Source organism: Streptomyces sp. NK15101 (assembly GCF_020400725.1).
Classification (GTDB): Bacteria; Actinomycetota; Actinomycetes; order Streptomycetales; family Streptomycetaceae; genus Streptomyces.
Genome location: NZ_JAINVG010000012.1, coordinates 109,844 through 134,772, shown reverse-complemented (window position 1 = coordinate 134,772; position 24,929 = coordinate 109,844). Strand labels below are relative to the sequence as shown.

General features: G+C 71.8%; 21 protein-coding genes and 1 tRNA gene. 10 read left to right on the top strand and 12 right to left on the bottom strand.

The window, feature by feature from the left end; all coding sequences use genetic code 11:
* Nucleotides 1–34 precede the first annotated feature (34 nt).
* Nucleotides 35–877 carry a hypothetical protein gene (locus K7G60_RS09910; protein ID WP_225800436.1) on the top strand — a complete coding sequence of 281 codons (843 nt, stop codon included), beginning with the start codon at nucleotides 35–37 and terminating at the stop codon, nucleotides 875–877.
* 68 nt (nucleotides 878–945) lie between these two features.
* On the opposite strand, the gene K7G60_RS09905 is transcribed toward K7G60_RS09910, so the two are convergent.
* On the bottom strand, nucleotides 946–2,478 hold the full coding sequence (locus K7G60_RS09905) for an MFS transporter (protein WP_225800435.1): 1,533 nt from the start codon (nucleotides 2,476–2,478) through the stop codon (nucleotides 946–948).
* A 62-nt stretch (nucleotides 2,479–2,540) separates the two neighbouring features.
* On the opposite strand from K7G60_RS09905, the gene K7G60_RS09900 reads away from it, so the two are divergent.
* Nucleotides 2,541–3,500: a YafY family protein gene (locus K7G60_RS09900; protein WP_225800434.1), complete on the top strand. Its 960-nt coding sequence runs from the start codon at nucleotides 2,541–2,543 to the stop codon at nucleotides 3,498–3,500.
* Nucleotides 3,501–3,957: 457 nt separating this feature from the next.
* Here K7G60_RS09900 and K7G60_RS09895 read toward each other — a convergent pair whose 3' ends face one another.
* On the bottom strand, nucleotides 3,958–4,959 hold the full coding sequence (locus K7G60_RS09895) for a sigma-70 family RNA polymerase sigma factor (RefSeq protein WP_225800433.1): 1,002 nt from the start codon (nucleotides 4,957–4,959) through the stop codon (nucleotides 3,958–3,960).
* Between the two features lie 375 nt (nucleotides 4,960–5,334).
* Here K7G60_RS09895 and K7G60_RS09890 point away from each other — a divergent pair, with 375 nt between their 5' ends.
* Entirely contained in the window at nucleotides 5,335–6,342 is a 1,008-nt protein-coding gene (locus tag K7G60_RS09890; RefSeq protein ID WP_225800432.1) for a questin oxidase family protein, read from the top strand.
* Nucleotides 6,343–6,354: 12 nt separating this feature from the next.
* On the opposite strand, the gene K7G60_RS09885 is transcribed toward K7G60_RS09890, so the two are convergent.
* Nucleotides 6,355–7,143 (bottom strand): dioxygenase, encoded by a 789-nt coding sequence (locus K7G60_RS09885; protein WP_225800431.1) that lies wholly within the window; start codon nucleotides 7,141–7,143, stop codon nucleotides 6,355–6,357.
* A gap of 80 nt (nucleotides 7,144–7,223) precedes the next feature.
* Between K7G60_RS09885 and K7G60_RS09880 the strand changes: the two genes are divergently transcribed.
* Complete coding sequence (locus K7G60_RS09880; protein ID WP_225800430.1) at nucleotides 7,224–7,730, top strand: MarR family winged helix-turn-helix transcriptional regulator; 507 nt, start codon at nucleotides 7,224–7,226, stop codon at nucleotides 7,728–7,730.
* A gap of 190 nt (nucleotides 7,731–7,920) precedes the next feature.
* Here K7G60_RS09880 and K7G60_RS09875 read toward each other — a convergent pair whose 3' ends face one another.
* Entirely contained in the window at nucleotides 7,921–9,450 is a 1,530-nt protein-coding gene (locus K7G60_RS09875) for an MFS transporter (protein ID WP_225800429.1), read from the bottom strand.
* An 88-nt stretch (nucleotides 9,451–9,538) separates the two neighbouring features.
* Nucleotides 9,539–10,201 (bottom strand): TetR/AcrR family transcriptional regulator, encoded by a 663-nt coding sequence (locus tag K7G60_RS09870; protein ID WP_225800428.1) that lies wholly within the window; start codon nucleotides 10,199–10,201, stop codon nucleotides 9,539–9,541.
* A gap of 262 nt (nucleotides 10,202–10,463) precedes the next feature.
* On the opposite strand from K7G60_RS09870, the gene K7G60_RS09865 reads away from it, so the two are divergent.
* Nucleotides 10,464–11,735 (top strand): M6 family metalloprotease domain-containing protein, encoded by a 1,272-nt coding sequence (locus K7G60_RS09865; RefSeq protein ID WP_225800427.1) that lies wholly within the window; start codon nucleotides 10,464–10,466, stop codon nucleotides 11,733–11,735.
* A gap of 30 nt (nucleotides 11,736–11,765) precedes the next feature.
* Here the strand turns inward: K7G60_RS09865 and K7G60_RS09860 are convergent, their stop codons facing one another.
* Complete coding sequence (locus K7G60_RS09860; protein ID WP_374115616.1) at nucleotides 11,766–13,442, bottom strand: class I adenylate-forming enzyme family protein; 1,677 nt, start codon at nucleotides 13,440–13,442, stop codon at nucleotides 11,766–11,768.
* 836 nt (nucleotides 13,443–14,278) lie between these two features.
* On the opposite strand from K7G60_RS09860, the gene K7G60_RS09855 reads away from it, so the two are divergent.
* Nucleotides 14,279–14,351 (top strand) — tRNA-Arg (locus tag K7G60_RS09855).
* Between the two features lie 351 nt (nucleotides 14,352–14,702).
* Here K7G60_RS09855 and K7G60_RS09850 read toward each other — a convergent pair.
* From K7G60_RS09850 to K7G60_RS09830, 5 genes are all read right to left on the bottom strand, one after another.
* Complete coding sequence (locus tag K7G60_RS09850; protein ID WP_225800426.1) at nucleotides 14,703–15,077, bottom strand: hypothetical protein; 375 nt, start codon at nucleotides 15,075–15,077, stop codon at nucleotides 14,703–14,705.
* Between the two features lie 28 nt (nucleotides 15,078–15,105).
* On the bottom strand, nucleotides 15,106–15,501 hold the full coding sequence (locus tag K7G60_RS09845) for a copper chaperone PCu(A)C (protein WP_225800425.1): 396 nt from the start codon (nucleotides 15,499–15,501) through the stop codon (nucleotides 15,106–15,108).
* Between the two features lie 442 nt (nucleotides 15,502–15,943).
* Nucleotides 15,944–16,237 carry a hypothetical protein gene (locus tag K7G60_RS09840; protein WP_225800424.1) on the bottom strand — a complete coding sequence of 98 codons (294 nt, stop codon included), beginning with the start codon at nucleotides 16,235–16,237 and terminating at the stop codon, nucleotides 15,944–15,946.
* A 130-nt stretch (nucleotides 16,238–16,367) separates the two neighbouring features.
* On the bottom strand, nucleotides 16,368–18,293 hold the full coding sequence (locus K7G60_RS09835; protein ID WP_374115615.1) for an MFS transporter: 1,926 nt from the start codon (nucleotides 18,291–18,293) through the stop codon (nucleotides 16,368–16,370).
* A 132-nt stretch (nucleotides 18,294–18,425) separates the two neighbouring features.
* Nucleotides 18,426–20,777: a serine hydrolase gene (locus K7G60_RS09830; RefSeq protein WP_225800423.1), complete on the bottom strand. Its 2,352-nt coding sequence runs from the start codon at nucleotides 20,775–20,777 to the stop codon at nucleotides 18,426–18,428.
* Between the two features lie 162 nt (nucleotides 20,778–20,939).
* Here K7G60_RS09830 and K7G60_RS09825 point away from each other — a divergent pair, with 162 nt between their 5' ends.
* The 3 genes from K7G60_RS09825 to K7G60_RS09815 all read left to right on the top strand — a co-directional run bounded on the left by K7G60_RS09825 (nucleotide 20,940) and on the right by K7G60_RS09815 (nucleotide 23,116).
* Complete coding sequence (locus K7G60_RS09825) at nucleotides 20,940–21,638, top strand: GPP34 family phosphoprotein (RefSeq protein WP_086825793.1); 699 nt, start codon at nucleotides 20,940–20,942, stop codon at nucleotides 21,636–21,638.
* Nucleotides 21,639–21,875: 237 nt separating this feature from the next.
* Complete coding sequence (locus tag K7G60_RS09820; RefSeq protein ID WP_225800422.1) at nucleotides 21,876–22,736, top strand: helix-turn-helix transcriptional regulator; 861 nt, start codon at nucleotides 21,876–21,878, stop codon at nucleotides 22,734–22,736.
* A gap of 179 nt (nucleotides 22,737–22,915) precedes the next feature.
* Complete coding sequence (locus K7G60_RS09815) at nucleotides 22,916–23,116, top strand: DUF397 domain-containing protein (RefSeq protein ID WP_225800421.1); 201 nt, start codon at nucleotides 22,916–22,918, stop codon at nucleotides 23,114–23,116.
* Between the two features lie 97 nt (nucleotides 23,117–23,213).
* Here K7G60_RS09815 and K7G60_RS09810 read toward each other — a convergent pair whose 3' ends face one another.
* On the bottom strand, nucleotides 23,214–24,047 hold the full coding sequence (locus tag K7G60_RS09810) for a hypothetical protein (RefSeq protein ID WP_225800420.1): 834 nt from the start codon (nucleotides 24,045–24,047) through the stop codon (nucleotides 23,214–23,216).
* An 82-nt stretch (nucleotides 24,048–24,129) separates the two neighbouring features.
* Between K7G60_RS09810 and K7G60_RS09805 the strand changes: the two genes are divergently transcribed.
* Complete coding sequence (locus K7G60_RS09805; protein ID WP_225800419.1) at nucleotides 24,130–24,912, top strand: SDR family oxidoreductase; 783 nt, start codon at nucleotides 24,130–24,132, stop codon at nucleotides 24,910–24,912.
* Nucleotides 24,913–24,929 lie beyond the last annotated feature (17 nt).

Genomic DNA, 24,929 nt, shown 5'->3' with positions numbered 1-24,929 from the left:
CGTCCCTCGATCGGGTTGTTGAAGGAGTAGATGAATGCGTCCTGATCCCAGGACCAGGTCCTCCCTGGGTCCGCTCGCCCGGCGTCGCGCCTGGCTCTCCGGCGGGGCCGTCGCCTCGCTCGCCCTCGTCCTGACGGGCATGACGGGCCCGGCCGCCGTGGCGGAGGCCCCTGGCCGGTCCACCGCCCCGACTTCCGCCGTCCCGATGACCGACGACTGCCCGGACGGCCCCCCGCACCACGAGGACGGTCGTCTCCCGTACGACGTGGACGACATCGGGGCGTACATCGACGGGCAGATGCGGCAGGCGATGGGCCACGGGGTGCTCGGCCGGGCCGTCCTGGCCGATGACGGATACGGCGGCTGCGACGCCCACGGCGGCCCGGCCGGACCTCCCGGGCCGCCCGGACCTCCTGGACCGCCCGGACCGGCCGTGTGCAACGACATCGACGCCGAGCGGGACGAGGCCAGCCGGGAGTACAAGGCCGCCACCAACAACGGCGCGGTGGCCGTGGGCATCCGGGACCTGACGCCCCCGCCGCCCACGAACTTCGTCTGGACCGCCCTCCCCGGAGCCCCGGCCGGCACGTGCTCGGTCTCCATCGCCGAGCAGAACAACAACCTCTCGGTCCAGGTGCTCACCACCGGCGGTCAGGTGTACGAGTTCCGGTGCGTGGTGGTACCGGGTTCGCCGAGCACGCTCAACTGCGCCACCGTCACCACCGACCCCATGAGCCCCGACTACCCCCGGGGCCGCTGGATCCTGCTGACGCCACCGCCCACCGGCCTCCAGCCGCCGGCGAACAGCACCAACAGGTTCCTGGGGAAGCATGCCGACTCCGGCAAGGCGAACCACGCCGCGAAGGCGGAGAAGTGACCTGATGCCGCCGAGGGGCGGTGCGCTCACCGCGCACCGCCCCTCGGGGTCCTTCCGCGACCGGCACGTCAGTGCGTGAGCGCCGGCTCCTTCTCGGTCTCCGGGACGACGGCCTCGACGTCGTCGCCGCCGCCCTCCAGGTGCTGCTTCGGCTTCGCCGGCAGAGCGAACATCACCAGGAAGATCACGGCGAGCACACCGGCCGCCCAGCCCAGGGAGTTCTGGAAGGCGTTCACGAAGGCCGGTCCCACCTCGGCCGGGGCCTTGGCGAGCCGCTCGTCGTCGATCGCCCCGAAGAAGACCACCGACACCAGGCCGAGTCCGAGCGCGTTGCCCATCTGCCCGGTCGTGTTGATCAGACCCGAGGCCGAGCCGGCGTGCTCCTTCGGCACCTCGGACAGCACCGCGTCCGTCAGCGGCGCCACGATCAGGCCCATGCCGAGGCCCATGACCACCAGCGGCGGGATCATCTGCCAGGGATGGATCCCGGCCCCGTACCGCCCGGCCTCGAAGAAGTAGAGCAGGATGCCGGCGATCATCGTCAGCGCGCCCGCCTGGAGCACCTTCCGGCCGAAGCGCGGCACCAGCTTCTGCACGGACATGCCGGCGGCCACCGAGACCGAGATCGAGAACGGCACCCCGGTCAGACCCGCCTTCAGCGGGGTCCAGCCGAGCCCGATCTGCATGTAGAGCGTCCAGACCAGGAAGAAGATGCCGAGCACGACACCGAAGGTCAGCTGCACCGCGATGCCGGCCGCGAAGCTCTTCACCCTGAACAGCGACAGCTCGACGAGCGGCGAACCGTCCTTCCGCGTCTTGTACTTCTCGTACGCCACGAGCGCGCCGAAGACGAGCAGGCTGCCGGCCATCATCAGGTGGCCCCACAGCGGCCAGTCCAGCTCACGGCCGCGCGTCAGCGGGTAGACCAGCATCAGCAGCGCGGTCGTCACCAGGAGCACGCCGACCATGTCGAGCCTGAGCGCCTTCGGCGCCTTCGACTCGGTGATGAACTTCCGGCCCAGGATCAGGGCCGCGACGCCGACCGGCAGGTTGATCAGGAAGATCGGGCGCCACTCCAGGCCCGCGATGTTCCACTGGGTGAGCAGCGCGCCCAGCAGCGGGCCCGAGACCGCGCCGAGGCCGATGATCGCGCCGAACATCCCGAAGACCTTGCCGCGCTCGTGCGCCGGGAAGGTGACGTGGATGATCGACAGGACCTGCGGCACCATCATCGCGGCCGCCGCGCCCTGGAGCAGGCGGGAGCCGACCAGCATCTCCTGGTTGGCGGCGAAGCCGCACAGCGCCGAGGCGAGGGTGAAGCCGGCGGTGCCGAGGAGGAAGAGGCGCTTGCGGCCGTAGATGTCCCCGAGCCGCCCGCCGGTGATCAGACCGGCGGCGAACGCGAGCGCGTACCCGGCGGTGATCCACTGGATGGCCCCGAACGAGGCCCCGAGGTCCTTCTCGATGCTGGGGATCGCGATGTTGACGATCGTGGCGTCGACCAGGTCCATGAAGGCGGCGGTCATGACGATGGCGAGGGCGATCCAGCGCCGCCTGTCGCCCGCCTCGGCCGCTTCGGTGGCGGCGTCGTGTGAACTCATACGAAGAAGATAGAAGTCATGTAGGTCAGCCCATGTCCTAGATGGACCGCATCCTGGAAGACATGACGGACACCCCGGCACGACTCCTGAATCTGCTCTCGCTCCTCCAGACCCCGCGCGAGTGGCCCGGAAGCGAGCTCGCCGAACGGCTCTCGGTCTCCCCGCGCACCATCCGCCGGGACATCGACCGTCTCCGCGACCTCGGCTACCCGGTCGAGGCGACCATGGGCGCCGTCGGCGGCTACCGCCTGGTCGCCGGTACGGCCATGCCGCCGCTGCTCCTCGACGACGAGGAGGCCGTCGCCATCGCCGTCGGCCTGCGCGCCGGGGCCGGGCACGCCATCGAAGGCGTCGAGGAGGCGTCCGTACGGGCCCTGGCGAAGCTGGAGCAGGTGCTGCCCGCGCGGCTCCGGCACCGGGTCTCCGTCCTCCAGAACGCCACGATCCCGCTGACCCGCGGCGACGGCGCCACCGTCACCCCGGCCACCCTGACCACGCTCGCGAGCACGGCCACGGGGCACGAGCGGCTGCGGTTCGGCTACCGGGCGGGGGACGGCACGGAGACGAAGCGGCTCGTGGAACCGTACCGGCTGGTGTCGACCGGGCGGCGCTGGTACCTCGTCGCGTACGACCTGGGGCGCGAGGACTGGCGGACCTTCCGGGTGGACCGGGTGAGCGAACCGCTCGCGACGGGCGCGCGCTTCACCCCGCGCGAGCTGCCCTCGGGCGACGCCGCGACCTACATGGCCCGCTCCATGGCACGGGCTCAGGGCGAGGTCGACCTCGACGTGTCGTTCGCCGCGCCGGCCGAGTTCGTCGTGGCGCGCCTGCCGTCCCACCTGGTGCCGGTGGCGACGGGCCCGGACCGCTGCCGGCTGCGGGCGCGCGTGGTCGACTCGGTGGAATGGCTGGCCCTGCGGCTCGCGCTGATGGACGTCGACTTCACGGTCCACGGGCCGGAGTCCCTGATCACGTACGTGCGGGACCTGTCGACGAGACTCGCCTCGGCGACGACCCCCTGACCGCCGCGGGGCGGTGCCCCCGTTGTGGGCAGCCGTTCCACCGGGGCGGCGCCCACCCCGTTGTGGGCAGACGTTCCGCAAGGGGCGGAACGGGTGGGCACAACGGAACGGCGCCCCTTGCCAGCGCCCGAGGCTCACGCGCCTGAACCCGCACCCCGTGCACAGCTCCCTGGTGGTGCGGGTCCAGGCCCGGAACGCGGAAGCGCCGCTGGAGGGCGCCGTCCCGTGTGCCCACCCGTCCCGCCCTGCGGGACGACTGCCCACACGGGCGGGGGCCGGGGCACCGCCCCGCCGGGCGCGGGCCCCACACGGCGGGTGGGCCGGGGCACCGCCCAGCAGGGGCGCGCCCGCACGGGCGGGGCGCGGGGCACCGCCCCACAAGGCGCGGGCCCCACAGGGGCGGGGCCGGAGCGGGGGCACCGCCCCGCCGGGCATGCCCCCTCCTGCGCCGGCCGCTCTAGGCCACCGCGTCGAAGCCCGTGTCCCGCGCCATCTTCTTCAGTTCCAGCAGCGCGTGCTTCTCGATCTGGCGGATCCGCTCGCGGGTCAGTCCGTGCTCCTTGCCGACCTCCGTCAGCGTCCGCTCGCGGCCGTCCTCGATGCCGTACCGCATGCGGATGATCGACGCCGTCCGGTGGTCGAGCTTGTCGATGAGGTCGTCGAGCTCCTCGCTGCGCAGCAGCGTGAGGACCGACTGCTCGGGGGAGATCGCCGAGGTGTCCTCGAGGAGGTCGCCGAACTGGGTCTCGCCCTCGTCGTCCACCGACATGTTCAGCGAGACCGGGTCCCGCGCCCAGTCCAGGACGTCGGTGACGCGCTCGGCCGTCGAGCCGAGCTCCTCCGCGATCTCCGCGGGCTCCGGCTCGCGGCCGTGCTCCCGGTTGAACTCGCGCTGGACCCGCCGGATCCGGCCGAGCTCCTCCACCAGGTGGACGGGGAGCCGGATGGTCCGGGACTGGTCGGCGATGGACCGGGTGATGGCCTGGCGGATCCACCACGTGGCGTAGGTGGAGAACTTGAAGCCCTTCGCGTAGTCGAACTTCTCGACCGCGCGCACCAGGCCCGCGTTCCCCTCCTGGATCAGGTCGAGCAGCGGCAGCCCGCTGCGCGGGTAGCGCCGGGCGACGGCCACCACGAGCCGCAGGTTGGACTTGATGAAGAGGTCCTTGGCCCGCTCGCCCTCGGCGACCAGCGCTTCGAGCTCCTCGCGGGTCGCCCCGCCGGCCTCGCTCTCCACCTCTCCGTCGAGTATCTCCTGGGCGTAGACGCCCGCCTCGATCGTCTGGGAGAGCTCGACCTCCTTGGCGGCGTCGAGCAGGGGCGTGCGCGCGATCTCGTCGAGGTACATGCCGACCAGGTCGCGGTCGGCGATCTCCCCGCCCACGGCGCGAACGCTGCTTGCCCGTGCGGCCCCGCTCTGGGCGGAGGTCTGACGACGGGCGACGGCACGGGTTGCCATGCGTGCTCCCTTGCTGAGTAGGTCGCGACACCCTTCCGGGTGCCCTGCATCCGACGGAAACAACGACTGGAATCAGGACAGAATTCCCACCCGGCGCATGGATTTTCGCGATCATGCAGTATCCTGCGCGGCCACCACCCCCGTGGGCATCCCACGGACACCCACGGAGGTGCAGGTCAGACCGGGCAGAGAGGGTGAAACGGCGCCCCTCGCGGGGCCCACGACCACGCCGTCGGTGAGACCGCGATCACATGCGGCGCCATCCCTTCAGACGCCGTGTCCTGATCAACGGTTGCCCCCGGAACCGGGACCTAAGACGGGTCCTAGGCCCCGGGACCGTTCCGCCGCGCCGCCGCCCGGCCTAGCGTCGCCCCCATGACCGACACCACCGGCACCCTCGACGAGGCGCTCGAACGGCTCCACACCACGGGTCCCGAGCGCAACGGATGGCTCACCAACCACGCGCCCATGGCCGTCGAGGCCCTGGTCCGCCACGGCCAGGCCCCGTCCGTCCACCGCTGGCTCGACCATTACGCGCCGAAGCTGGAGGAGCTGCCGCCGGCGCACCTCCCGGTCACGGCGGACGGCTGGCGGGAGGCGCTCGGCGACCCGGCCCGGATCACCGACTGGACCCGGTTCTTCGACCGCGAGCTGGCGGACCGGCCGTGGCGGTCGGTCCTCGCCGAGTGGTGGCCCCGGCTGCTGCCGGGCATCGCGGGCGGGGCGACGCATCCGGTGATCCGTACCGGTCACGCCGTACGGACCCTCCTGAGCGGGGAGGAGACGGCGCCGCGCCGCGCCGAGCTGGCGCACGCCCTCGGCTACTGGGCGGCCCGCCACCAGCCGCTCCCGCCGCTCGCCCCGCTGGCCCCGGCGCCTTCCGCGGCGGCCGCGCTCGACGCCGTGCCGCCGGTTCCGGAGCAGGACGGCGGGATCCGGGCCCGGCTGGCGCAGCTGACGGCGTTCCCGGTGTGGGGCGGGGCCCCGGACCCCGACACGGCCAAGGCGCTGCTCGTCGAGCTGGTGACGGCGGCGACGCACCGGTACGCGTCCCACGGCCATGGCGAGCCGGTCATGCTGGTGCACGCGGCGACCGCGCCGAACGCGGTCCTGCGGGCCCTGCCCGCGCTGCCCCGCGAGCTGTGGGCGCCGAGCGTGGCGGCGGCCTGGACGGCGGCGGCCGCGGTGACGGCGGCCTACACGCCGCGCGAGGCCGCCCCGTACGAGAGGACGGGCCTCACCGCCGAGGAGGTCTTCGAGCGGGCGGCGGCCCACGGCGACGACCACACGATCAAGTTCACGGACACGGCGCTCGACGTGGGCGACCCGCTGGCGCTGGCCGCCGCCGTCCGCTCGACCGCCCTCAACCCGCCCGTCCTGTAGCGGATCGGCGGATCAGCCGAACTGGACGGACCGCTTGGCGAGCCCCATCCAGAAGCCGTCGATCACCGAGCGCTCCGCGTCGAGGTCGCCGGCCGCGTCCGCCGCGCCCATGGTGACGAAGAGCGGGGCGAAGTGCTCCGTACGGGGGTGGGCGAGGCGGCCGGCGGGCGACTTGTGCTCGAAGTCCAGGAGGGAGTCGACGTCGTGCGCGGCGAGCGCCTCGCTGCCCCAGGCGTCGAACTCGGCGGACCAGCCGGGAACGCCGGGGCCGGTGTGGCGGAGGGCGGCGAGGTTGTGGGTGAAGAAGCCGCTGCCGACGATCAGGACGCCCTCGTCGCGCAGCGGGGCGAGCTTGCGCCCGATGTCCATGAGCCGGCGCGGGTCGAGGGTGGGCATGGAGATCTGGAGGACGGGGACGTCGGCGCCGGGGAACATCTCGACGAGCGGCACGTACGCGCCGTGGTCGAGCCCGCGGTCGGGGATGTCCTGCACGGGCGTGCCGGGCGCGCGGAGCAGCTTGCGGACGGCCTCGGCGAGCCGCGGGGCGCCGGGGGCGGCGTACTGGACGCGGTAGTAGTGCTCGGGGAAGCCCCAGAAGTCGTAGACGAGGGGGACGGTCTCGGTGGCGCCGAGCGCGAGCGGGGCCTCCTCCCAGTGGGCGGAGACCATGAGGATCGCCTCGGGGCGCGGCAGGCCGGCGGACCAGGCGGCGAGCTCGCCGGGCCAGACCGGGTCGTCGGCGAGCGGCGGAGCGCCGTGGGACAGGTAGAGGGCGGGCATCCGTTCCTGCGTGGCGTCCATGACGGCCTCCAATCTTGAAACTTCAAGCTTTGGCTTCAGCGTAAACCTACATAGTTCAACTTTCAAGGACGGGTCGTACGATGGGAACCATGGGAGACATGACCGAACCCCGCTGGCTGACCGACGAGGAGCAGCGCGTCTGGCGCGCGTACCTGCACGCCACCACGCTCCTGGAGGACCACCTCGACCGCCAGTTGCAGCGCGACGCCGGGATGCCGCACGTCTACTACGGGCTCCTCGTCCAGCTCTCCCAGGCTCCGCGCCGCCGGCTGCGGATGACCGAGCTGGCCCGGAGCGCCAAGATCACCCGCTCCCGGCTCTCCCACGCGATCGCCCGCCTGGAGAAGAACGGCTGGGTACGGCGCGAGGACTGCCCCTCCGACAAGCGCGGGCAGTTCGCCCAGCTGACGGACGAGGGCATGCAGGTCCTCCGGCGGAACGCGCCCGGGCACGTGGCGGCCGTCCGTCAGGCCATGTTCGACCGACTCTCCTCCGAGCAGGTGGAGCAGCTCGGCGTGATCATGCGCGTCATGGCCGAGGGCCTCGAACCGACGGACGCGAACGCGGACCTGCCCTGGCTCCGCTGAACACCCGGAACCGGAACGGGGCCGACACCGGCCCGGAGGGGCAACGGCAGCGACAGCACAGCGGCACCGCACCGGAACCGGCAACGAACCGGAACCGAGAGACGGGTCTGCCCCGGCTCCGCCGTGCAGCGGAGCCGGGGCAGACCCTTACGTGCCCTTACGCGCCCTTACGTGCGGGGCGGGACAGCCGTCAGTGCGCGATGACCGGCACCTTCACCTCGTCGTCCGCGCGCTCGCCGGACCCGGCGACCACGCCGGTCTCCGGCTTCCCGGTGTTGATGAGCACGAAGGCGATCGTGGCCGAGACGGCCAGGATGCCGACCGCCCACCAGATGGCCGCCGCGTACCCCTCGACCATGCCCTGCAGCTGGACCAGCTTCTGCGCGGCCGGGGTGGTCGCGCCGGCGGCGTGGTCGGCGAGGTAGGCGGTGGTCGCCGAGGCGGCGATCGTGTTCAGCAGGGCCGTGCCGATGGCGCCGCCGACCTGCTGCGAGGTGTTGACCATCGCGGAGGCCACACCGGCGTCCCGCGGGTCCACGCCCAGCGTCGCGAGCGACATGGCCGGCATGAACGCCGTGCCCATGCCCAGGCCGAGGAGCAGCTGCGCGGGCAGGATCAGCCCGGCGTACGAGGTGCCGATCTCCAGCTGGGTGAGGAGCAGCATGCCGACGCCGGCGGTCAGGAAGCCCGGGGCCATCAGGAACCGCGGCGGGACGCGGGTCATCAGGCGCGTGCCGATCTGGGTCGAGCCCACGATCATGCCCGCGATCATCGGCAGGAACGCGAAGCCCGTCTTGACCGGCGAGTACCCCTTCACGACCTGGAGGTAGTACGTCAGGAAGAGGAACAGGCCGAACATCGCGATGACGGCGAGGCCCAGCGACAGGTAGACGCCGCCGCGGTTGCGGTTGGTCACGACGCGCAGCGGCAGCAGCGGGTGCTTGACCAGGTACTCGGTGACGACGAACGCGACGAGCAGCACGCCGGAGCCGACGAAGAGGCCGATCGTGCCGGCGTCGCTCCAGCCCGCGGACTCGGCGCGCGTGAAGCCGTAGACGAGCGCGACCAGGCCGAGGGTGGAGAGGATCACGCCGGGGATGTCGAGCGGCGAGCGGTTGCGGCCGCCCGCGGGCTCACGGACGACGAGGTACGCGCCGACGGCGGCGACCACGGCGAACGGGATGTTGACGAAGAAGGTCCAGCGCCAGTTCAGGTACTCGGTGAGGAAGCCGCCGAGGATCAGGCCCACGGCGCCGCCGCCGCCGGCGATCGCGCCGTAGATGCCGAAGGCCTTCGCGCGCTCCTTGGCGTCGGTGAAGGTCACGGCGAGCAGCGAGAGCGCGGCGGGCGCGAGGAGCGCGCCGAAGGCGCCCTGGAGCGCGCGGGCACCGAGCATCATCGCCTCGCCGGTCGCGGCCCCGCCGAGGGCGGAGGCGGCGGCGAAGCCGATCAGACCGGTGACGAAGGTCCGCTTGCGGCCCCACAGGTCGGCGATGCGGCCGCCGAAGAGGAGCAGACCGCCGAAGGCGAGGGCATAGGCGGTGATGACCCACTGCCGGTTGCCGTCCGAGATCCCCAGGTCCTGCTGGGCGGAGGGCAGGGCGATGTTCACGATCGTCGCGTCGAGCACGACCATCAGCTGGGCGAGGGCGATGAAGATCAGGGCTTTCCAGCGGCCGGGGTCGGCCTGGACCGCGGTCGTCTCGGGGATTTTCGGCATGGGGGTAGCCACCTCTTGGCGCGTACTGGTGAAAAAGGACGTAAAGAAGCGCGGGTTGCGTAAGGACGGGGGCGTGGGTCGGGTCAGGTCACGACGAGCAGGAGTCTCGTCGCAGGTCCTCCAGGGTCGCGGCCTTTCCGGGCAGCTCGGAGCGGGCGGGCATCTCCAGGCCGTCGAGGAAGATCTGCAGATGGCGGTGGACGAACCGGTCGAAGGAGGCGCAGCCCGATCCGGGCAGCGGGCGGGTGAGCTGGGAGAGCGCCACCATCAGGTCCCCGAGGCCCACGTCGGCGCGGAGGCGGCCGGCCCGCTGGGCCCGCTCGATGAGGCCCTCGACGACCTCCCCCAGACGGTCGCGCTCGGCGATCAGGTCGGGGTGGTCCTTGTCGAAGGTGCCCTCGAGCATCGGACACAGGGCCCCGACGCGCTCGTCGGCGGCGCCGTGGACGAAGCTGCGGAGGGCGGCGAAGGTGTCGCCCTCCGCCTCGGCGGCCCGCTCGGCGACCTCGATGACGCGGCCCATGAGCGAGAGGACGACCTCGTGGACGAGGTCGGCGCGCTCGGGGAAGTTCCGGTAGAGGGTGGCGTTTCCGACGCCGGCCCGGCGCGCGATCTCGTCGTACGGCACCTGGGAGCCGAACTCTACGAACATCTCGCGGGCCGCCGTCACGATCCGCTCGCGGTTGCGCAGGGCGTCGGCCCGCGGGCGGGGTACACGGCGGGCGGGCGCGGTGTCGGGGGCGCTGGTCACGCCACGACCTCCTCACGGTCATCTGGGGGTTCATCCGGGGAAAGAATCCCCACTTGCTTCGACACAGGCGTAAACGGGGAGCGAGCCCCCGGTTATTTCCCGGCCTCCATGTGACCTGGCTCACAAATCCCCGGTCCGGCGGAATACCCACGATCGGGCCACCCGGCGCGCGCATCCGGCCCCCGCGACCCAGGCTGATCGCACGGCGCGGACCCGCGGAAGGGAACGCGGCGCCGACCTGCCCCCACCGGAGAGGCGACGTATGCAGCACCCCCGCCGACGGATACGCAGACCCGTCGCCCTGGCGGCGGCCACGGCGCTCTCCCTCACCCTGCTCGCCTCGGCGAGCACCACCCTCCCCGGGCCCGCCCCGGCCTCGGCCGGCCCCGTCGCCGCCGCGCCGACCGGCGCCCAGCTGGGACCGTGCCGCATCACCACCACGATGGGCGTGCAGATGTCGGAGGGGCTGCCCACCGCCCCCGGGTACGTGCGCTCCACGGGCCGCGTCAGGGCCCTCAACCTGATGATCGACTTCTCGGACGCACCCGGGGACGGCACGGCGATGGGTCGCTTCCGGGAGTTCTTCCCGCAGACCGCCGACTGGTTCCGCACCAGCTCGTACGGGCGCCTGCACTACCAGGCCGAGGCTCCGATACCCGACTGGCTGCGGATGCCCCGGCCGTTCTCCTCGTACGGCATAGAGCGCGGCTCACCGTACGAGCCGGGCTACCGCTCCCTCGTCGAGGACATCGTGAAGACCGCCGACCCGCGGGTGGACTTCAGCACCTACGACCTGGTCAACGTCCTGGTCACGCCGAACGCCGGGCCCTCCGCCCTCGACACCGTCCTGTCCGTGACCTTCTCCGGCAACGACGACGCCCCCTACGCCGACGGCGTGCCGCTCGCCAACACGTCGTTCGTCTACAGCCGCCAGGACGACGGCTCCGGCAGCTTCGCCGAGACCGGCTACCGCGTCCTGCCCCACGAGAACGGCCACGTCTTCGGTCTGCCCGACCTCTACACCTCCGACGGCGGCGGGGCCGTCGGCCACTGGGACATCATGTCCGAGGACTGGGGCGCCAACAACGACCTCCTCGGCTGGCACAAGTGGAAGCTGGGCTGGCTGGACAACGACCAGGTCAGCTGCGCCTCGACGCCCGGGACCGGGGACTACAGCCTCACCCCGCTCGCGGTCTCCGGAGGCCCCAAGCTCGCCTTCGTCCCGCTCTCCGGCACCTCCGGATACGCCGTCGAGGTCCGCAGCAAGGACGGCAACGACGAGGCCGTCTGCGAGCAGGGCGTCCTCGTCTACCGGGTGGAGTCCGACGTGGACACCGGCCACGGCCCGGTGACCGTGGCCGACAGCGACCGGGCCAGCGGCGGCTGCACCCGCCGGGCCAACGTCCACGCGGAACTGTCGGACGCCCCGTACGGCCCCGGCGAGACCTTCACGGACCACGCCAACGGCATCCGCATCACCGTCCTCGACGAGGACGGGGCGGGAACGTACCGGGTCCGGATCACCCGGCGGTGAGGCCTCCGGCAGACTCGGCACGGCACCGGGTCACCCGGCCTCGATGAGCTCCCGCAGCTCCCGCTTGAGGATCTTCCCGGTCGGGTTCCGGGGCAGCTCCTCCGCCCGTACGAGGATCCGGGCGGGCACCTTGAAGGCGGCGAGGCGCTTCCCCGCGTGCGCCCGCAGCGCCTCGGTCGCCCCGGCGCCCGCGTCCGCGCCGGGCCGCAGCCGCACGACGGCCACGACCTCCTCCCCGAGCAGCGGGTGCGGCACCCCGAGCACGGCGGCGTCGACGACGTCCGGGTGCCCCTGCAGCACTCCCTCGACCTCGACGCAGTACACGTTCTCGCCGCCGCGGACCACCATGTCGGTGAGCCGGTCCACGACGCTGACCCGCCCCTCCCCGTCGACGCGGGCGAGGTCGCCGGTCCGGAACCAGCCGTCCTCGGTGAAGGCGGCACGGGTGGCGGCCTCGTTCCCCCAGTACCCGCGGACCAGGCACTGCCCGCGCAGCCACAGCTCCCCCACGCCCTCGGCGTCGGGCCGCTCGACGCGCACCTCGGTGACGGGCGAGGGCCGGCCGACGCTCCCGGGGTGGGCCCGGTACTCGGCGCCGACGTTCGCCAGGACCCCGCCGCAGGTCTCGGTCAGCCCGTACCCGTTCCGGGGCACGATCCGGTCCCCGTACGCCTCGGTGATCCCCGCGACGATCCCGGGCGGGGCGGCGGCGCCCCCGGTGCTGAGCAGCGTGAGGCTCGTCAGCGGGTCGCCGGTGCTCCGGGCGAGATCGAGCAGCTGGAGCGCGGTGGTGGGGACTCCGGCGAAGTGGGTGACGCCCTCGTCCCGGATCAGTTCGAGTGCGCGCCCGGCGTCCCACTTCCGCATCATCACCAGGGCCCCGCCGGCCGCCATGACGGCGTAGAACGACGTGAACGCGGCCACGTGGAAGAACGGGAACACGGTCAGGGACACGATCGCCGGCCCCGTCCCCGGCACCTCCCCGCGCGCGAGGGCCGCGGCGGCGGCGAAGTACCGCGGGTTCATGGCGGCCCCGGCCTGCGCGCGGTGCGTGGCGACGGCCCCCTTGGGCCGCCCGGTGGTGCCGGAGGTGTAGATGATGGTGGCGTCGTGCTCGGGCAGGACGTCGACGGGCGGCGGCCCGAGCACCGGATCGGTGTCCGGGACGTACGCGACGAACCCCTCCTCGGGCTCCCCGACAGCGGAGCCCTCCCCGGTCTCCCCGGTCTCCCCGGTCTCCCCGCGGAAGACGATCCCGGGCACCCCGTTCCGCACGGCCCACTTCCGCACCCGCCCGACCCGCTCCCCGTCGACGAGCAGCACCCCGGGCGAGCAGTCGTCGAGCGCGTACGCGAGCTCGTCCTCGGTCCACCAGGCGTTGAGGGGCACGGCGACGAGCCCGGCGAGCTGCGCGGCCCAGAAGGCGACGTGCCACTCGGGCAGGTTCCGCATGGCCACGACGGCCCGGTCCCCCGGCCGCAGCCCGTACTCGCCGACGAGCCGGCGCGCGAGCCCGCAGGCCGCGTCGAAGAACTCCCGGTAGGTCATCCGCGTGTCCTCGGACACGAGGAAGACCCGGTCCCCGTGGGCCCAGGTCACCTCGGCGAACTCCCTCAGCGTCCGCGGCCCGCCCGCGTACGCCCCGTCCTCGACGGCGAAGGGCGCCCCGGGCGCGCAGAGCCGCTCGATCCCACCGATCGTCGTCACGAGGACCTCCTTGTCCGGGACCAGAGAACACGACCGGCCGCCGGCTGAGCCGACGGCCGGTCGTCATCCTTCCCGGATCAGTGATCGATGTCCATGACGATCCGGTGGGGAGCGGTCGGCTCGAAGACCTCGCACGAGGAGTGCGCCCGGAGGGCGAACCGAAGGCGTTGCCGCCCTCGAAGCCGTAGCCGAGCGCCCGCCCCCTGGGGCTGGGGCAGAAGAAGGCCTGCGGGCGCGGGCTCGTGTACGTGGACCGGCAGTTCACGTCGAAAGTCTCGGCCGGCAGGGGGTGACCGACCTTCAGGTACGGGTCGCCCTGGATCGGCACCTGGATCCGCGAGCCCTCCTCGCCCCGATGACGCGGCGTGGTCTGCTCGCCGGCGATCCCCCCGGAAACGGCGCCGGCGCCGAGGTCGATGACGACCCGGCCGTAGGCGTCGTGACCTCCCCCACTACTCAACAAAAGGCGCATTCCAGCCGATTCAGGCTTGCGGACGGGTCGGCGTGAAGACGTCGTCGCGGGCTCACCACCCGGGGTCGCGCACTCGCTGGACGCGGAACGGGCGGCCTCGACGGCGGGCAACGACCCCTCCCCGGAGAGAACACCCCGCGGTCGCAGCCGGTGCGGACCTCGTCGACGCAGGCGTGGTCGCACGCCCCGCCCACCACCCGCCCCGAACGGCGGACGACACGAAAACCCAGACCGCCCTCCACTCGACCGCAGGAACAACCCAGGTCAGAGGCACCTCCGAGCCCACCCGCCGACCTCCACGGGCACTCGACGGGAACTGGGGCGACCTGCGTCACCCCCATCCGCTAGGCTGTCAGCGGTCAACGCCTTCGTAGCTCAGGGGATAGAGCACCGCTCTCCTAAAGCGGGTGTCGCAGGTTCGAATCCTGCCGGGGGCACCGGTTCAGAAGGGGCCCACCTCCGAATTTTCGGAGGTGGGCCCCTTCTGACATCCACGTCTGACATCAACGGCGACGGTCAGGGACGGCTCAAGGCAATGCCTCCGGCGGGGGCGCTCAGGCTCCGGGACGGAGGGGCCGTACGCGGGTGCCGGCCGGTGGGTTGCAGCGGGGGCTCCCGTCCCGTCCGCCGCCGGCCCAGCCAGAGCCGAGCAGACACGGCACCGGGCCTGCTCCATGGTGTTGCGGGTCGACGGCAGACGGAACGGGAGTCAGGGGCGCGGGGCGGAGCCCGGTCCTTCGGCTGGGTCTGCTCGGCGCCTTGGAGGCGCGAGTCGGACGCCCGTTCGCCTACTTGACCGCGATGTCGGCGAAGGCGAGGGCGATGGCCTCGGGGTCCTCGTCCTCGTCCTCGTGGAAGCTGGTGGCCGCCCATGCCTTGGTGAGGTGGAGGCGGCGGGCTTCGGGGGAGGCGGGGTCGCCGGCGATGATGATGACGTCCTGCTCGGTGGTGAGGTCCTCGACCGCCTGGACCCAACGGGTGGCGGCGGCGTTGCGCTCGTCGTTGCGGACGATGACCAGGCTGCCGCGGCGCGGCTCGTCCGAGCCGCCGTCGGAGGCGACGAAGGTGTCGATGTCGAGTTCGGTGTCGCCGACGAGCAGGTGGATGACGTCGTCGAGTTCCTCGGTCTGGCTGTCGCCGAGGTCGAGGTGGTAGGTGCCCATGCGGATGCTCCGGGTGGTGTGGGACGGATCAGTAGAGTTCGGGAGAGGTGCGGACGGGCATCTTCAGCTTGAAGACCTTGCCGGTCGACAGGAAGAAGATCACCCGGGCGTTGTCGCCGGGGGTGATCAGGTGGGTCGGCTTCTCGAACATGAGGTGGTACTTGCCGGGCACAAGCTCGAACCTGCCCTTGGCGGGGATGGTGACCTTGTCGAGCTTCACCATCTTCGAGGACTCGGAGTCCACGACGGTCTGGTAGATCGTGATGTTCTGGTAGTCCGGGCTCTTGATCTTGGTGACGTCGATGGGCTCGTCGGCGGAGTTCTTGAGAGTGGTGTAGCCGGCGGCAGGCAGGGCGTTGGGCAGCCAGCGCACCCACGTGGTCTCAGGGACCGTGGTGACGTACGTGGAGACGGGCGTCTTCATCAGCGCATCCTTCTCTCGGATTCGAGGACCCGGGATGTCGGGTCGTCCGCTGCCCGATCTTGATGCGACTCGGGCCGAGGGCGATCGATCCTCGCCGTCGCCACGGAAACGGTTTCGCGCCACCACTCCATCGGCCGGTGCGACAGGAAGTGAGCGGGGCGCATGCCCCGCGCACAGTGCGCCCAGCCTCGGGCGGAAAGCGCTCCATCGGTCGCCCGGCCGAACTGCGAACCAGGGCAGTGCCGGTCGGCGGCAGCAGGAGACCGTGCCACATCCGTGCCGGATCTCGCGGGGAGCAACGGGGAACGAGGAGCGTCGACTCTTCCGAAGAGGGTGTCGCGGGTTCGAATCCTGCCGGGGGCACAGGGAGAAGGGGCGGGTACTGGTGTCAGTACCCGCCCCTTCCTCGTGAGGGCGCTCGTGGGAGCGGGAGCGGGCCGTCCTATCGGACGACGACGTTGTGCGCCGGGATGATCGTGGGCTGCACGTCGGCGTGGCCGAGGTCCGCCAGGATCGGGCCGAAGGTCTTCGCGTGGGTTTCGAGGGCCTCCTGGCTCTCCCAGACCTCGGTCACGCGGAAGCCTCCCTCGACCGGTCCCGCCGCGTGGGAGACGAGGCCCGGATCGCCCACGTCCGCGAACTGCGTGAAGCCCCGCCCCTCGGTCACGCGTGCGATGACCGTGTCGTAGAGCTCCGGGCCGGCGCCGGGGAGGTCGAAGGTGACGATGATGGCCATTCGGGTGCCCCTATCTCGGTTCGCCGCACGGCTGCGGCAGCGTCCGCGAGACTAGCGCCAGGTGATCGTGCGGGTGCGCAGAGTGATGGGGAGTTCACCCGTAGGGTTACTCTCCGTCAGTGGAGGGCCGTCAGCGCAGTTCTTCGGGGCAGGCCGTGCCGCGCGAGAGTTTGTAGGGGGCGCCCAGGCGGTAGACGCCCGCCTTCGGGGCGACGAGTTCCGTCCATTCGTCGCCCTCGGAGTCCGCCTCCGCCTTGAAGAGGCAGCCCTCCTCGTTGGCGAAGACCTTGGGGAGCTCGGTCTCCGAGGCCTCACGGGCCAGCTTCGAGGCCTCCGTCTCCTGCGGCGGTTCGATCTTGCCGCCGTTCTCGTCCATGAGGGCGAGCCAGGGCGAGTACGGGACGCGGATCAGGACCCGGCCGGGGCTGCCGACCCGGATCACGACCTCGTTCTCCTCCGCGCTCTGCACCTCGGCCGGCGGGTCGGCGAGGGGAGTCGGGTTCTGCACCTCGTACAGCCGCCAGTTCTCGTCCGACCACACCTGCTTCAGGTACGGCAGGCCCTCGCCGACCAGTTCCGCCTCCTGCTCGGCGCCCGAGTCGGGGGCTCCGGTGGGCAGGACGACGTAGTGGACGGCCCAGCGGGCGAGCCAGTCCCGGTAGTTCGCGGCGTTCAGGGTGTCGTCGTAGAAGAGGGGGTTGCGCTCCATGTCCGCCTGGCGGTTCCAGCCGCGCGCCAGGTTGATGTACGGGCTGAGCGCGGAGGACTCGCGGTGGCTGGACGCCGGCACGACCTCGACCCGCGCCTTGCCCGCGTCCCGGACCTGGAGCTGGTTGACGAGCGGTGCGAGTTCGCGCGCCCAGGACGCGTCCGGGGCGGTGCGGATGACGTCGTCGACGCCCTTGAAGCCGATCCAGAAGTTCAGTCCCGCGACGGCGAGCAGCAGCGCGTACCAGCGGCGCGAGCGCGGCCTCGTGTACGGCAGGGCCGCGAGCAGCACGACGCCCGCGAAGAGCATCGGCAGGCGGGAGATGTTCGAGCCGATCTGGGAGTCGATCAGCCAGGTCAGGAGGGTGCCGATGGTGTAGACGGCCGCTGCCGTGCGGACCGTCCGCCAGGTCTTCGGGACGAGCGCGAACGTCAGGACGCCGAAGAGGAGCGGGAGTGCCGTCGAGCCGAAGGCCATCGGCTGCGTGCCCGAGAACGGGAAGAGCCAGGAGGAGAGGGCCACCACGGCCACCGGGGCGAGGCCCAGGGCGTACGCGCCGGGGCGCCGCTTGTTCAGGAACAGTGCCGCCGCCGCGATGCCGAGGAACAGGCCCGCGACCGGGCTGCACGCCGTCGCCAGACCGGCCAGCGGGGCGGCGACCGCCGCCTTCGCCCAGCGTTTGCGCCGCCAGCGGTACGGCCAGCAGAAGACGGCGGCGACCGCGCCGAGCGCGAACATCATGCCGAGGCCGAAGGTCACCCGGCCCGAGAGCGCGTTGCAGAGGAAGGCGAAGACGCCCGCGACCGAGCAGACCAGCGGGTTGCGGACCGCCCGCACCCGCACCAGGATCAGCGCGGTCAGACCGGCCGACAACGTCCCCGCGACCATCATCGTGCTGCGGACGCCGAGCACCGACATCAGGTAGGGCGAGACCACGCTGTACGAGACGGGGTGCATCCCGCCGTACCAGGCCAGGTTGTACGCGGAGTCCGGGTGCCGCCCGACGAACTCGGCCCAGGCGTCCTGCGCGGCCAGGTCCCCGCCGCTGTTCGCGAAGAGGAAGAACCACAGGACGTGGGTGAGGGCGGCGAGCCCGGTGGCCGCCATGACCGTGTAGCGGCGCTTCCGCCGCGGGGCACGGGCGGGGGTGAGGGCGGGGGCGGACGGTGCCGGGGCCGGGGCCGGGGCCGGGGCGGGCCGCTGCGTCGGAAGCACTATTCGCGGGGGCGAAGAGGGGCCGATATCCGTGGGCGGGTCGTCGTCGGTGTCACGAACTTCATGCGCATCACGGTAAATGTCGGGGTCGGAGTCCGCGCGGTCGGCGCGTGTCGGCTCGGCGGTGGTCACTGCGGCCCTTTCCCGTGCTGCTGCCCGTCTCGCTTCTCACTTCTCGCGTGGTCGCGCGTGCTTCTCGTCCCCCGGAAACGCTAACAGCCGGGCGTCCCGGAGAACCCGGGACGCCCGGCCGAGCGGGTGGCCTCAGCCCAGGCGGGTCAGCTTCTTGTCGAAGCCGGGCTCCACCAGGTCGGTCTGCAGGGCGACCGGGGAGCTGACCTTGCCGGCGCCGGTGCCGATGGACACCTGGCCGACGACGTCGCCCGCCTTGCCGGAGTGCGGGAGGACCTTTCCGCCATCCGTGAGCTCAAGCTTCACCTTCAGGCCCGGCCAGCCGACCGCCTTGAGCTCCTTGGTGGCCACGACCGGGGTCCGGCCGCCGAGACCGTCGTCCACGTAGCCGAGGACCTCGCCCTTCTTGACCACGGCGGCCGAGGTGACGTCCTTCTGGGCCTGCTGGATCAGCTTGAGGCTGTTGTCGATGGCCAGCTGCAGCTTGTCGTTGAGCAGCTTGGCGTTCTTCGCCCCCATGACGATGCCGAGGATCCGGCGGTTCTGACCGTCGACGATGGTGTTCGCCGACCAGAGCAGATTGCCGCCGGCCGGGGTGGAGGAGCCGGTCTTGATGCCGTTCACGCCGTCGTGGAGCAGGATGTTGTTGTTGTTCTCGATCCGGCCCGGGATGCCGTCGACCGTCACGTTCGGCATGTTCACGATCTCGCGGAACACGTCGTACTGCATGACCGCCTTCGCCAGCTTCAGCTGGTCCTGCGGGGTCGACATGGTGCTGTCGAGGAGACCGGACGGGTCCGTGTACGTGGACTGGGTCATGCCCAGCTCCTTCGCGGCGGCGTTCATCTTCTCGACGAACGCGGCCTCCGAGCCGGCGTCCCAGCGGGCGAGCAGCCGGGCCACGTTGTTCGCGGAGGGGATCATCAGGAGCTCCAGGAGCTCCTTCTCCGTGTAGGTCTGGCCCTCCTGGACCGCCGCCGTCGACTCGTGCTCCGACTTGGCCTGCTCGGCGGCCTTCTTGTCGATCGTGATCTCGGGACCCTTCTGGCTCCCCTTGATGGGGTGGTCGCGGAGGATCACGTACGCCGTCATCGTCTTCGTCACGGACGCGATCGGAGCCGGCTTCTGCGCTCCGTACAGGCCCATGGAACCGACGCCCTCGACCTCGACGGCGCCCTGCCCCTCGGTGGGCCACGGCATCTTCAGCTCACCGCCCTCGAAGGTGAACGTCGGCTCGGCCGACAGCGTCAACGCGGGCGCGGGCAGCGGGCGGACCATCTGCACGATCGCAAAGACGATCAGGAGGAGCAGGACCAGCGGGGTCCAGATCCGCACCCGGCGCAGGGTCGTCCGCAGCGCGCTCGGCGGCGGGGGCGGCGTGTTCGTCAGCTCCGCGAGCAGGTCGAGCGGGGGCAGCGGGGGCAGCGGCTGCTGCCGGGTCCGCTCCGGCTCGGCGAGCGCCGCCGGCGACGGCACCCGGGCGGGCGCGGGCTCCTTGGCCGCGGGGGCCTTGGGGGCCTGGGGAGCCTTGGGGGCGGCCGCCGGGGCCGCGGCGGCCCTGGCGGCCTCCTGGGCCGCCTTCTCGGCCTTCTCGGCCTTCTGGTCGGCCGGGATGTCGGGACGCAGCGCGCGGAAGACACTGGTGCGCTCGCTGTCGGAGTCCGCGGTCAGGCCGGACGGGAGCTTCAGGGCGGTCGTCGGCTGGTCCACGACGGGCGGACGGACCATCTTGAACATGGTCGTCGGCTGGTCGACGGGCGCCTCGTCCTCGGAGGAGTCCGAAGAGTCGGAAGAGTCCGAGGAGTCGGTCGTCGCGTCCGAAGAGCCGGTCGTGTCCGGGGAGTCCGAGTCCGACGGCTTCGCCGGCTTCGACGGCTCGGTGGACGCCTCCGGCTTCGACGGCTCGGTGGACGCCTCCGGCTTCGCCGGCTTCTCGTCGACGGCCGGCTTCCGCGCGGCGAACCAGGACGAGGAGGGCGCCTTGTCCCCGGCGCCCTCGACCGAGGCCTCGACCGACGCCTTGTCCTCGACGTCCTCGACGTCCTCGTCCGCGTCGTCGTCGTCCGACTCGTCGTCCCCCGGTCCGTCCTCGGCCTCGGAATCGTCGGCCTCGGTCTCGCCCTCCGGCTCGGACTCGTCGTCATCCTCGGGCTCGGGCCGGGCCTCCGCCTCCGGCTCCTCGGCCGACGCCACCCAGGCCGCCACGGCCGTCTTCAGACGGTCGCCCCCGGCCCCGGCCCCGGACGCCGGCTTCGACTCCGTCTCCGTCTCGTCGTCCTCGGGCGCGCGCGGCGTCAGGGTCTTGAACACGGCCGTCGGCTGGTCGACCTGAACCGCCGAGGACGGCGCGGACTCTGACCCGCGGAGCACGGAAAGCCGAGGATCCCGGCCGCCGCCGCCCGAGGCCGCCGTCTCCTGAGACGACCCCTGCTGCTCCGCCTTGTCGGGGGACTCGCCCGCCACCGTGCCTCCTCCATGCGTCATGCGTACGTCCGAACCGTCTACCAGTGTCCTGTGTGAACCCCTTGGCTCCCGTGCTAGACGAGAACGACATACCTGCCGGTTCCCGGATGAACCACCCAGGCACTCTCGACAGATGAATGTGAGAGGGGTCACCCTGTCATTCATCCACGCGGGGAGGCATGGATGGGCAGGAGCCGCAGAACTATTCCGGAAGAGCTTCTACTGCTCGCTCTGGACCCGACCACGGGTACCACAGCGCAGCCGCAGTCGCTCGACCTCGGTCTGGCCGGAGCACAGCTAGTGGAGCTGGCTCTGGCAGGCCGGATAGCCCCTGACGGGGATCGTATCGCCGTGGTGATGCCACGGCCGACCGGAGATCCGACACTGGACTCCGCACTGGAGCTGCTGCGCAGGCGCGGCAGCCCGGTTCGGGCCGTCCACTGGATCGGCGGGCCCCGGCTGGGGCTCCGTCAGACGTATCTCTCGCATCTGGAGCGATGCGGCATGGTGCATGCCGTGGAGGGCCAGATGTGCGGGGTGTTGCCGACGACTCGCTACCAGGCGACGGACACGGCGATCAGTCGGGAGATCCGTGCCCGGCTGGACAGTGCGATCCGCACCGGCGTACCGCCGGACCCGCGGACCGCGGCGCTTGCCGCGCTGGCCCACGCGGTCGGTCTCGGGAAGCACCTGTACCCCGGCAACGAAGGACGGTCGTCGCGGTCCCGGCTGCGCGACCTGATCCGGCACGACCCCATGGGCGGACTCGTGGCGCACGCCGTGATGGACGTCCAGAACGGCGCGGCGGCACAGCCGCGCCGGAGCGCCGCGGGCGTCCCGGCGCAGCCTCGCGGCAGCATGGCCCGCGCGGTCGCGCACTGACCCGACCGCGCGACGGGCAGCACCCGTGCCCGCACCACGAGCCGGCGACACGAACCGGCACCACGCACCACGCACCATGAACCACCGGGAGCCGCACAGCTGTGCGGGACGGTCCGGACGGCCGTCCCGCACATGTGCGTTGTCCTGTTTTCCCAGCGCGCACCCGGCCATTGGTGGCAGTCTGCCAAGCGGTAGGTACTCACAGCTACGCAGCAGACAGCCGGAGGTGCAGTTTCCGTGGCGTCCAACGTCAACCCCACCGTCAGGCGACGCCGATTGGGCCAGGAGCTGCGCAAGCTCCGCGAGGCGAAGAACATGACGGCCGAACAGGTCGCCGAGCGTCTCCTCGTCTCCCAGTCCAAGATCAGCCGGCTGGAGAACGGCCGTCGCTCCATCAGCCAGCGTGACGTCCGCGACCTGTGCGGCGTGTACGAGGTCGAGGACGAGCGCATGGTCGACTCCCTCATGCAGATGGCCAAGGACTCGCGGCAGCAGGGCTGGTGGCACGCCTTCGGCGACATCCCGTACAGCGTCTACATCGGTCTGGAGACGGACGCGGAGAGTCTGCGGATGTACGAGTCGCAGATCATCCCGGGCCTGCTCCAGACTCCCGCGTACGCGGAGGCCGTGATCTCCGGCGCGATGCCGGAGTCGACTCCGGTGGAGATCGAGAAGCGGGTCACGGTGCGGACCCGCCGCCAGGAGCGGATCCGGGACGAGGAGCGTCCGCTGCGGCTGTGGGCGGTGATCGACGAGGGCGCGCTGCACCGGATCGTGGGCAGCCGGCAGCTGATGGTGGAGCAGCTGGAGCACCTGATCGAGCAGTCGCACCTGCCGCACGTCACCGTGCAGGTGATCCCGTTCGAGATGGGCGCGCATCCGGGGATCAGCGGGCAGTACTCGATCCTGGAGTTCCCGGACACCTCGGACTCCAGCGTCGTCTACATCGAGGGCGTGACGAGCGATCTGTACCTGGAGAAGGCGCAGGACGTCGGCAAGTACTCCGTCATGTACGAGCACCTCAGGGCGCAGGCGCTGAACGTCGACCAGACGCGGGAGTTCATCTCGAAGATGGCGAAGAAGCACGCCCAGGGCTGAGCTCCGGCGGGCGGGGCAGGCACCGTACACCCCGTGATCGCTCCCACGGAAGCACGGTTGGAATATGCCACCCGGACGTGTGAACGCCGGTCCCACCGGACGGGGCCGGCGAGTAGCGTCGATCACGCCATCGAGAACGTTGGCGCGACACACTACTCGGCAGAACCGGAGTGAGCAGCATGGCGATTATCCAGGGCGGTACGGACACCTGGACGAAGTCCTCGTACTCGGGCGGGAACGGGGCCTGCGTCGAAGTGAAGTCCCCGGTCATGTCCGCGATCGCGGTGCGGGACTCGAAGGCTCCCGAGGGCCCGTCCCTCTCTTTCGGTCCGGGATCGTGGAACGCCTTCGTCGGCGAGGTGAGCAACGGGGCCCTCTGAGCCCCGGGGCGTGCGCGCCGTCACCAGCAGTACGAATGAGCCCTCTCGACCGGTCCGCCGTCCTGGCCGAGGGGGCTCGGCTTCTGCCCGTGCGAAGTCAGCGCAGCTCGTCCACGTAGCGGTCCGTGCCCGGGACCGTCGGGATGAAGGGCGCCACCAGTTCGACCCGGCCGTCGCCGGCTCCGAGGGCCTCCAGGTCCGCGAAGTGCTCCGTCCAGCACGTGCGGGGGTCCTCCTCCAGGAACCAGAGCAGGGTCAGCCGGGTGTCGACGCCCTCGACCTGCTTCACGTACGTCATGCGGTCGCCGGGCAGCGGGGTCGGGCGGAAGACCGTCACCATCGCCGCCGGTGAGCCGGCGAGGCGGCGGGGCAGGTCGCGGGTGCGGAGGCGGTCGAGCAGGGCCGCCCGCTCCTCCGGGCCCGCCGCGTCGATCACCTGGAGGACCAGCCCGGCGTAGGGGTGGTCGAGGGCGTGGAAGTCGCGGGGGCCCGCCGCCCCGTCGCGGTAGACGGTCGCCTCGTGGTCCTGGAACGAGGTGAAGACGTGGGTGCGGGCGTGGTGGACGCGGGCGTCGCGGTTGAGCCGCTTGTTGATGCCGACGGTCCACTTCATGTGGTCGTCGTAACGGCCCTCGGTGATCCAGTACGTGGAGAGGTAGCAGCCGGTGGTGACCGGCCGGGCGACAGCGGACTTCTCCGGGCCGCGCAGGAGCTGGAGTTCGCGGGTGGCGACCCAGCGGCGGCCGGCGTACATCCAGGGCATGGCCATGGCGCCCGCGTAGTAGTGGTCGTCCTCGTACCAGCGGTTGTACGCGTGCTCCTGGCCCGGGTGCGGTTCGACCATGGTGATCAGCGCGTGGCCGGGGCGGACCCCGTACGGGCCGACGGCCGCCAGTTCCGCGTACGTCTCGCTGCGGGTCTCCTCGCTCACTCTCGTACCCCTTCCCATGTCGGTTCCGGGCTCCTACTCTGACGGACCGTCAGATACTTGGCCAGGGTCGAGGAGGGTCCGGATGCTGCTCCGGGGGAAGACGGTCGTCGTGTCGGGGGTCGGGGCGGGGCTCGGGCACCGGATCGCGGAGACTGTGGTGCGGGACGGGGGCAACGCGGTGCTCGGCGCCCGCACCGAGGCCAGTCTCGCCAAGTCCGCGGCGGAGATCGACCCGGAGGGCCGCCGCACCGCGTACCGGGTCACGGACATCACCGACGAGGTGCGGTGCGAGGCCCTCGCCGCGCTCGCCGTCGAGCGCTTCGGCGGTATCGACGCGGTCGTCCACGTCGCCGCCTGGGACTCCTACTTCGGAGGCCTGGAGGACGCGGACTTCGAGACCTGGCAGGGGGTGCTGGACGTCAACCTGCTCGGCACGCTGCGGATGACCCGGGCCTGCCTGCCGGCACTGAAGGAGCGCGGCGGTTCGGTCGTCCTCATCGGGACGCAGTCGGCGGTGGCGGCGCCCTCGCAGGTGCGGCAGGCGGCGTACGCGGCCTCGAAGGGGGCGCTGACCTCGGCCATGTACTCGCTCGCGCACGAGCTGGGGCCGTACCGGATCCGGGTCAACACCGTGCTGCCGGGCTGGATGTGGGGACCGCCGGTCCAGGCGTACGTCCGGTTCGCCGCACACACCGAGGGGGTGCCGGAGGCCGAGGTGCTGGCCCGGCTCACCGAGCGGATGGCACTGCCCGAGCTCGCGACGGACGGGGACGTGGCGGAGGCGGCGGTCTTCCTCGCCTCGGACCGGGCGCGGGCCATCACGGGGCAGTCGCTGCTGGTCAACGCCGGGGAGCTGATGCGCTGAGCCGCTTCCCCAGGCCA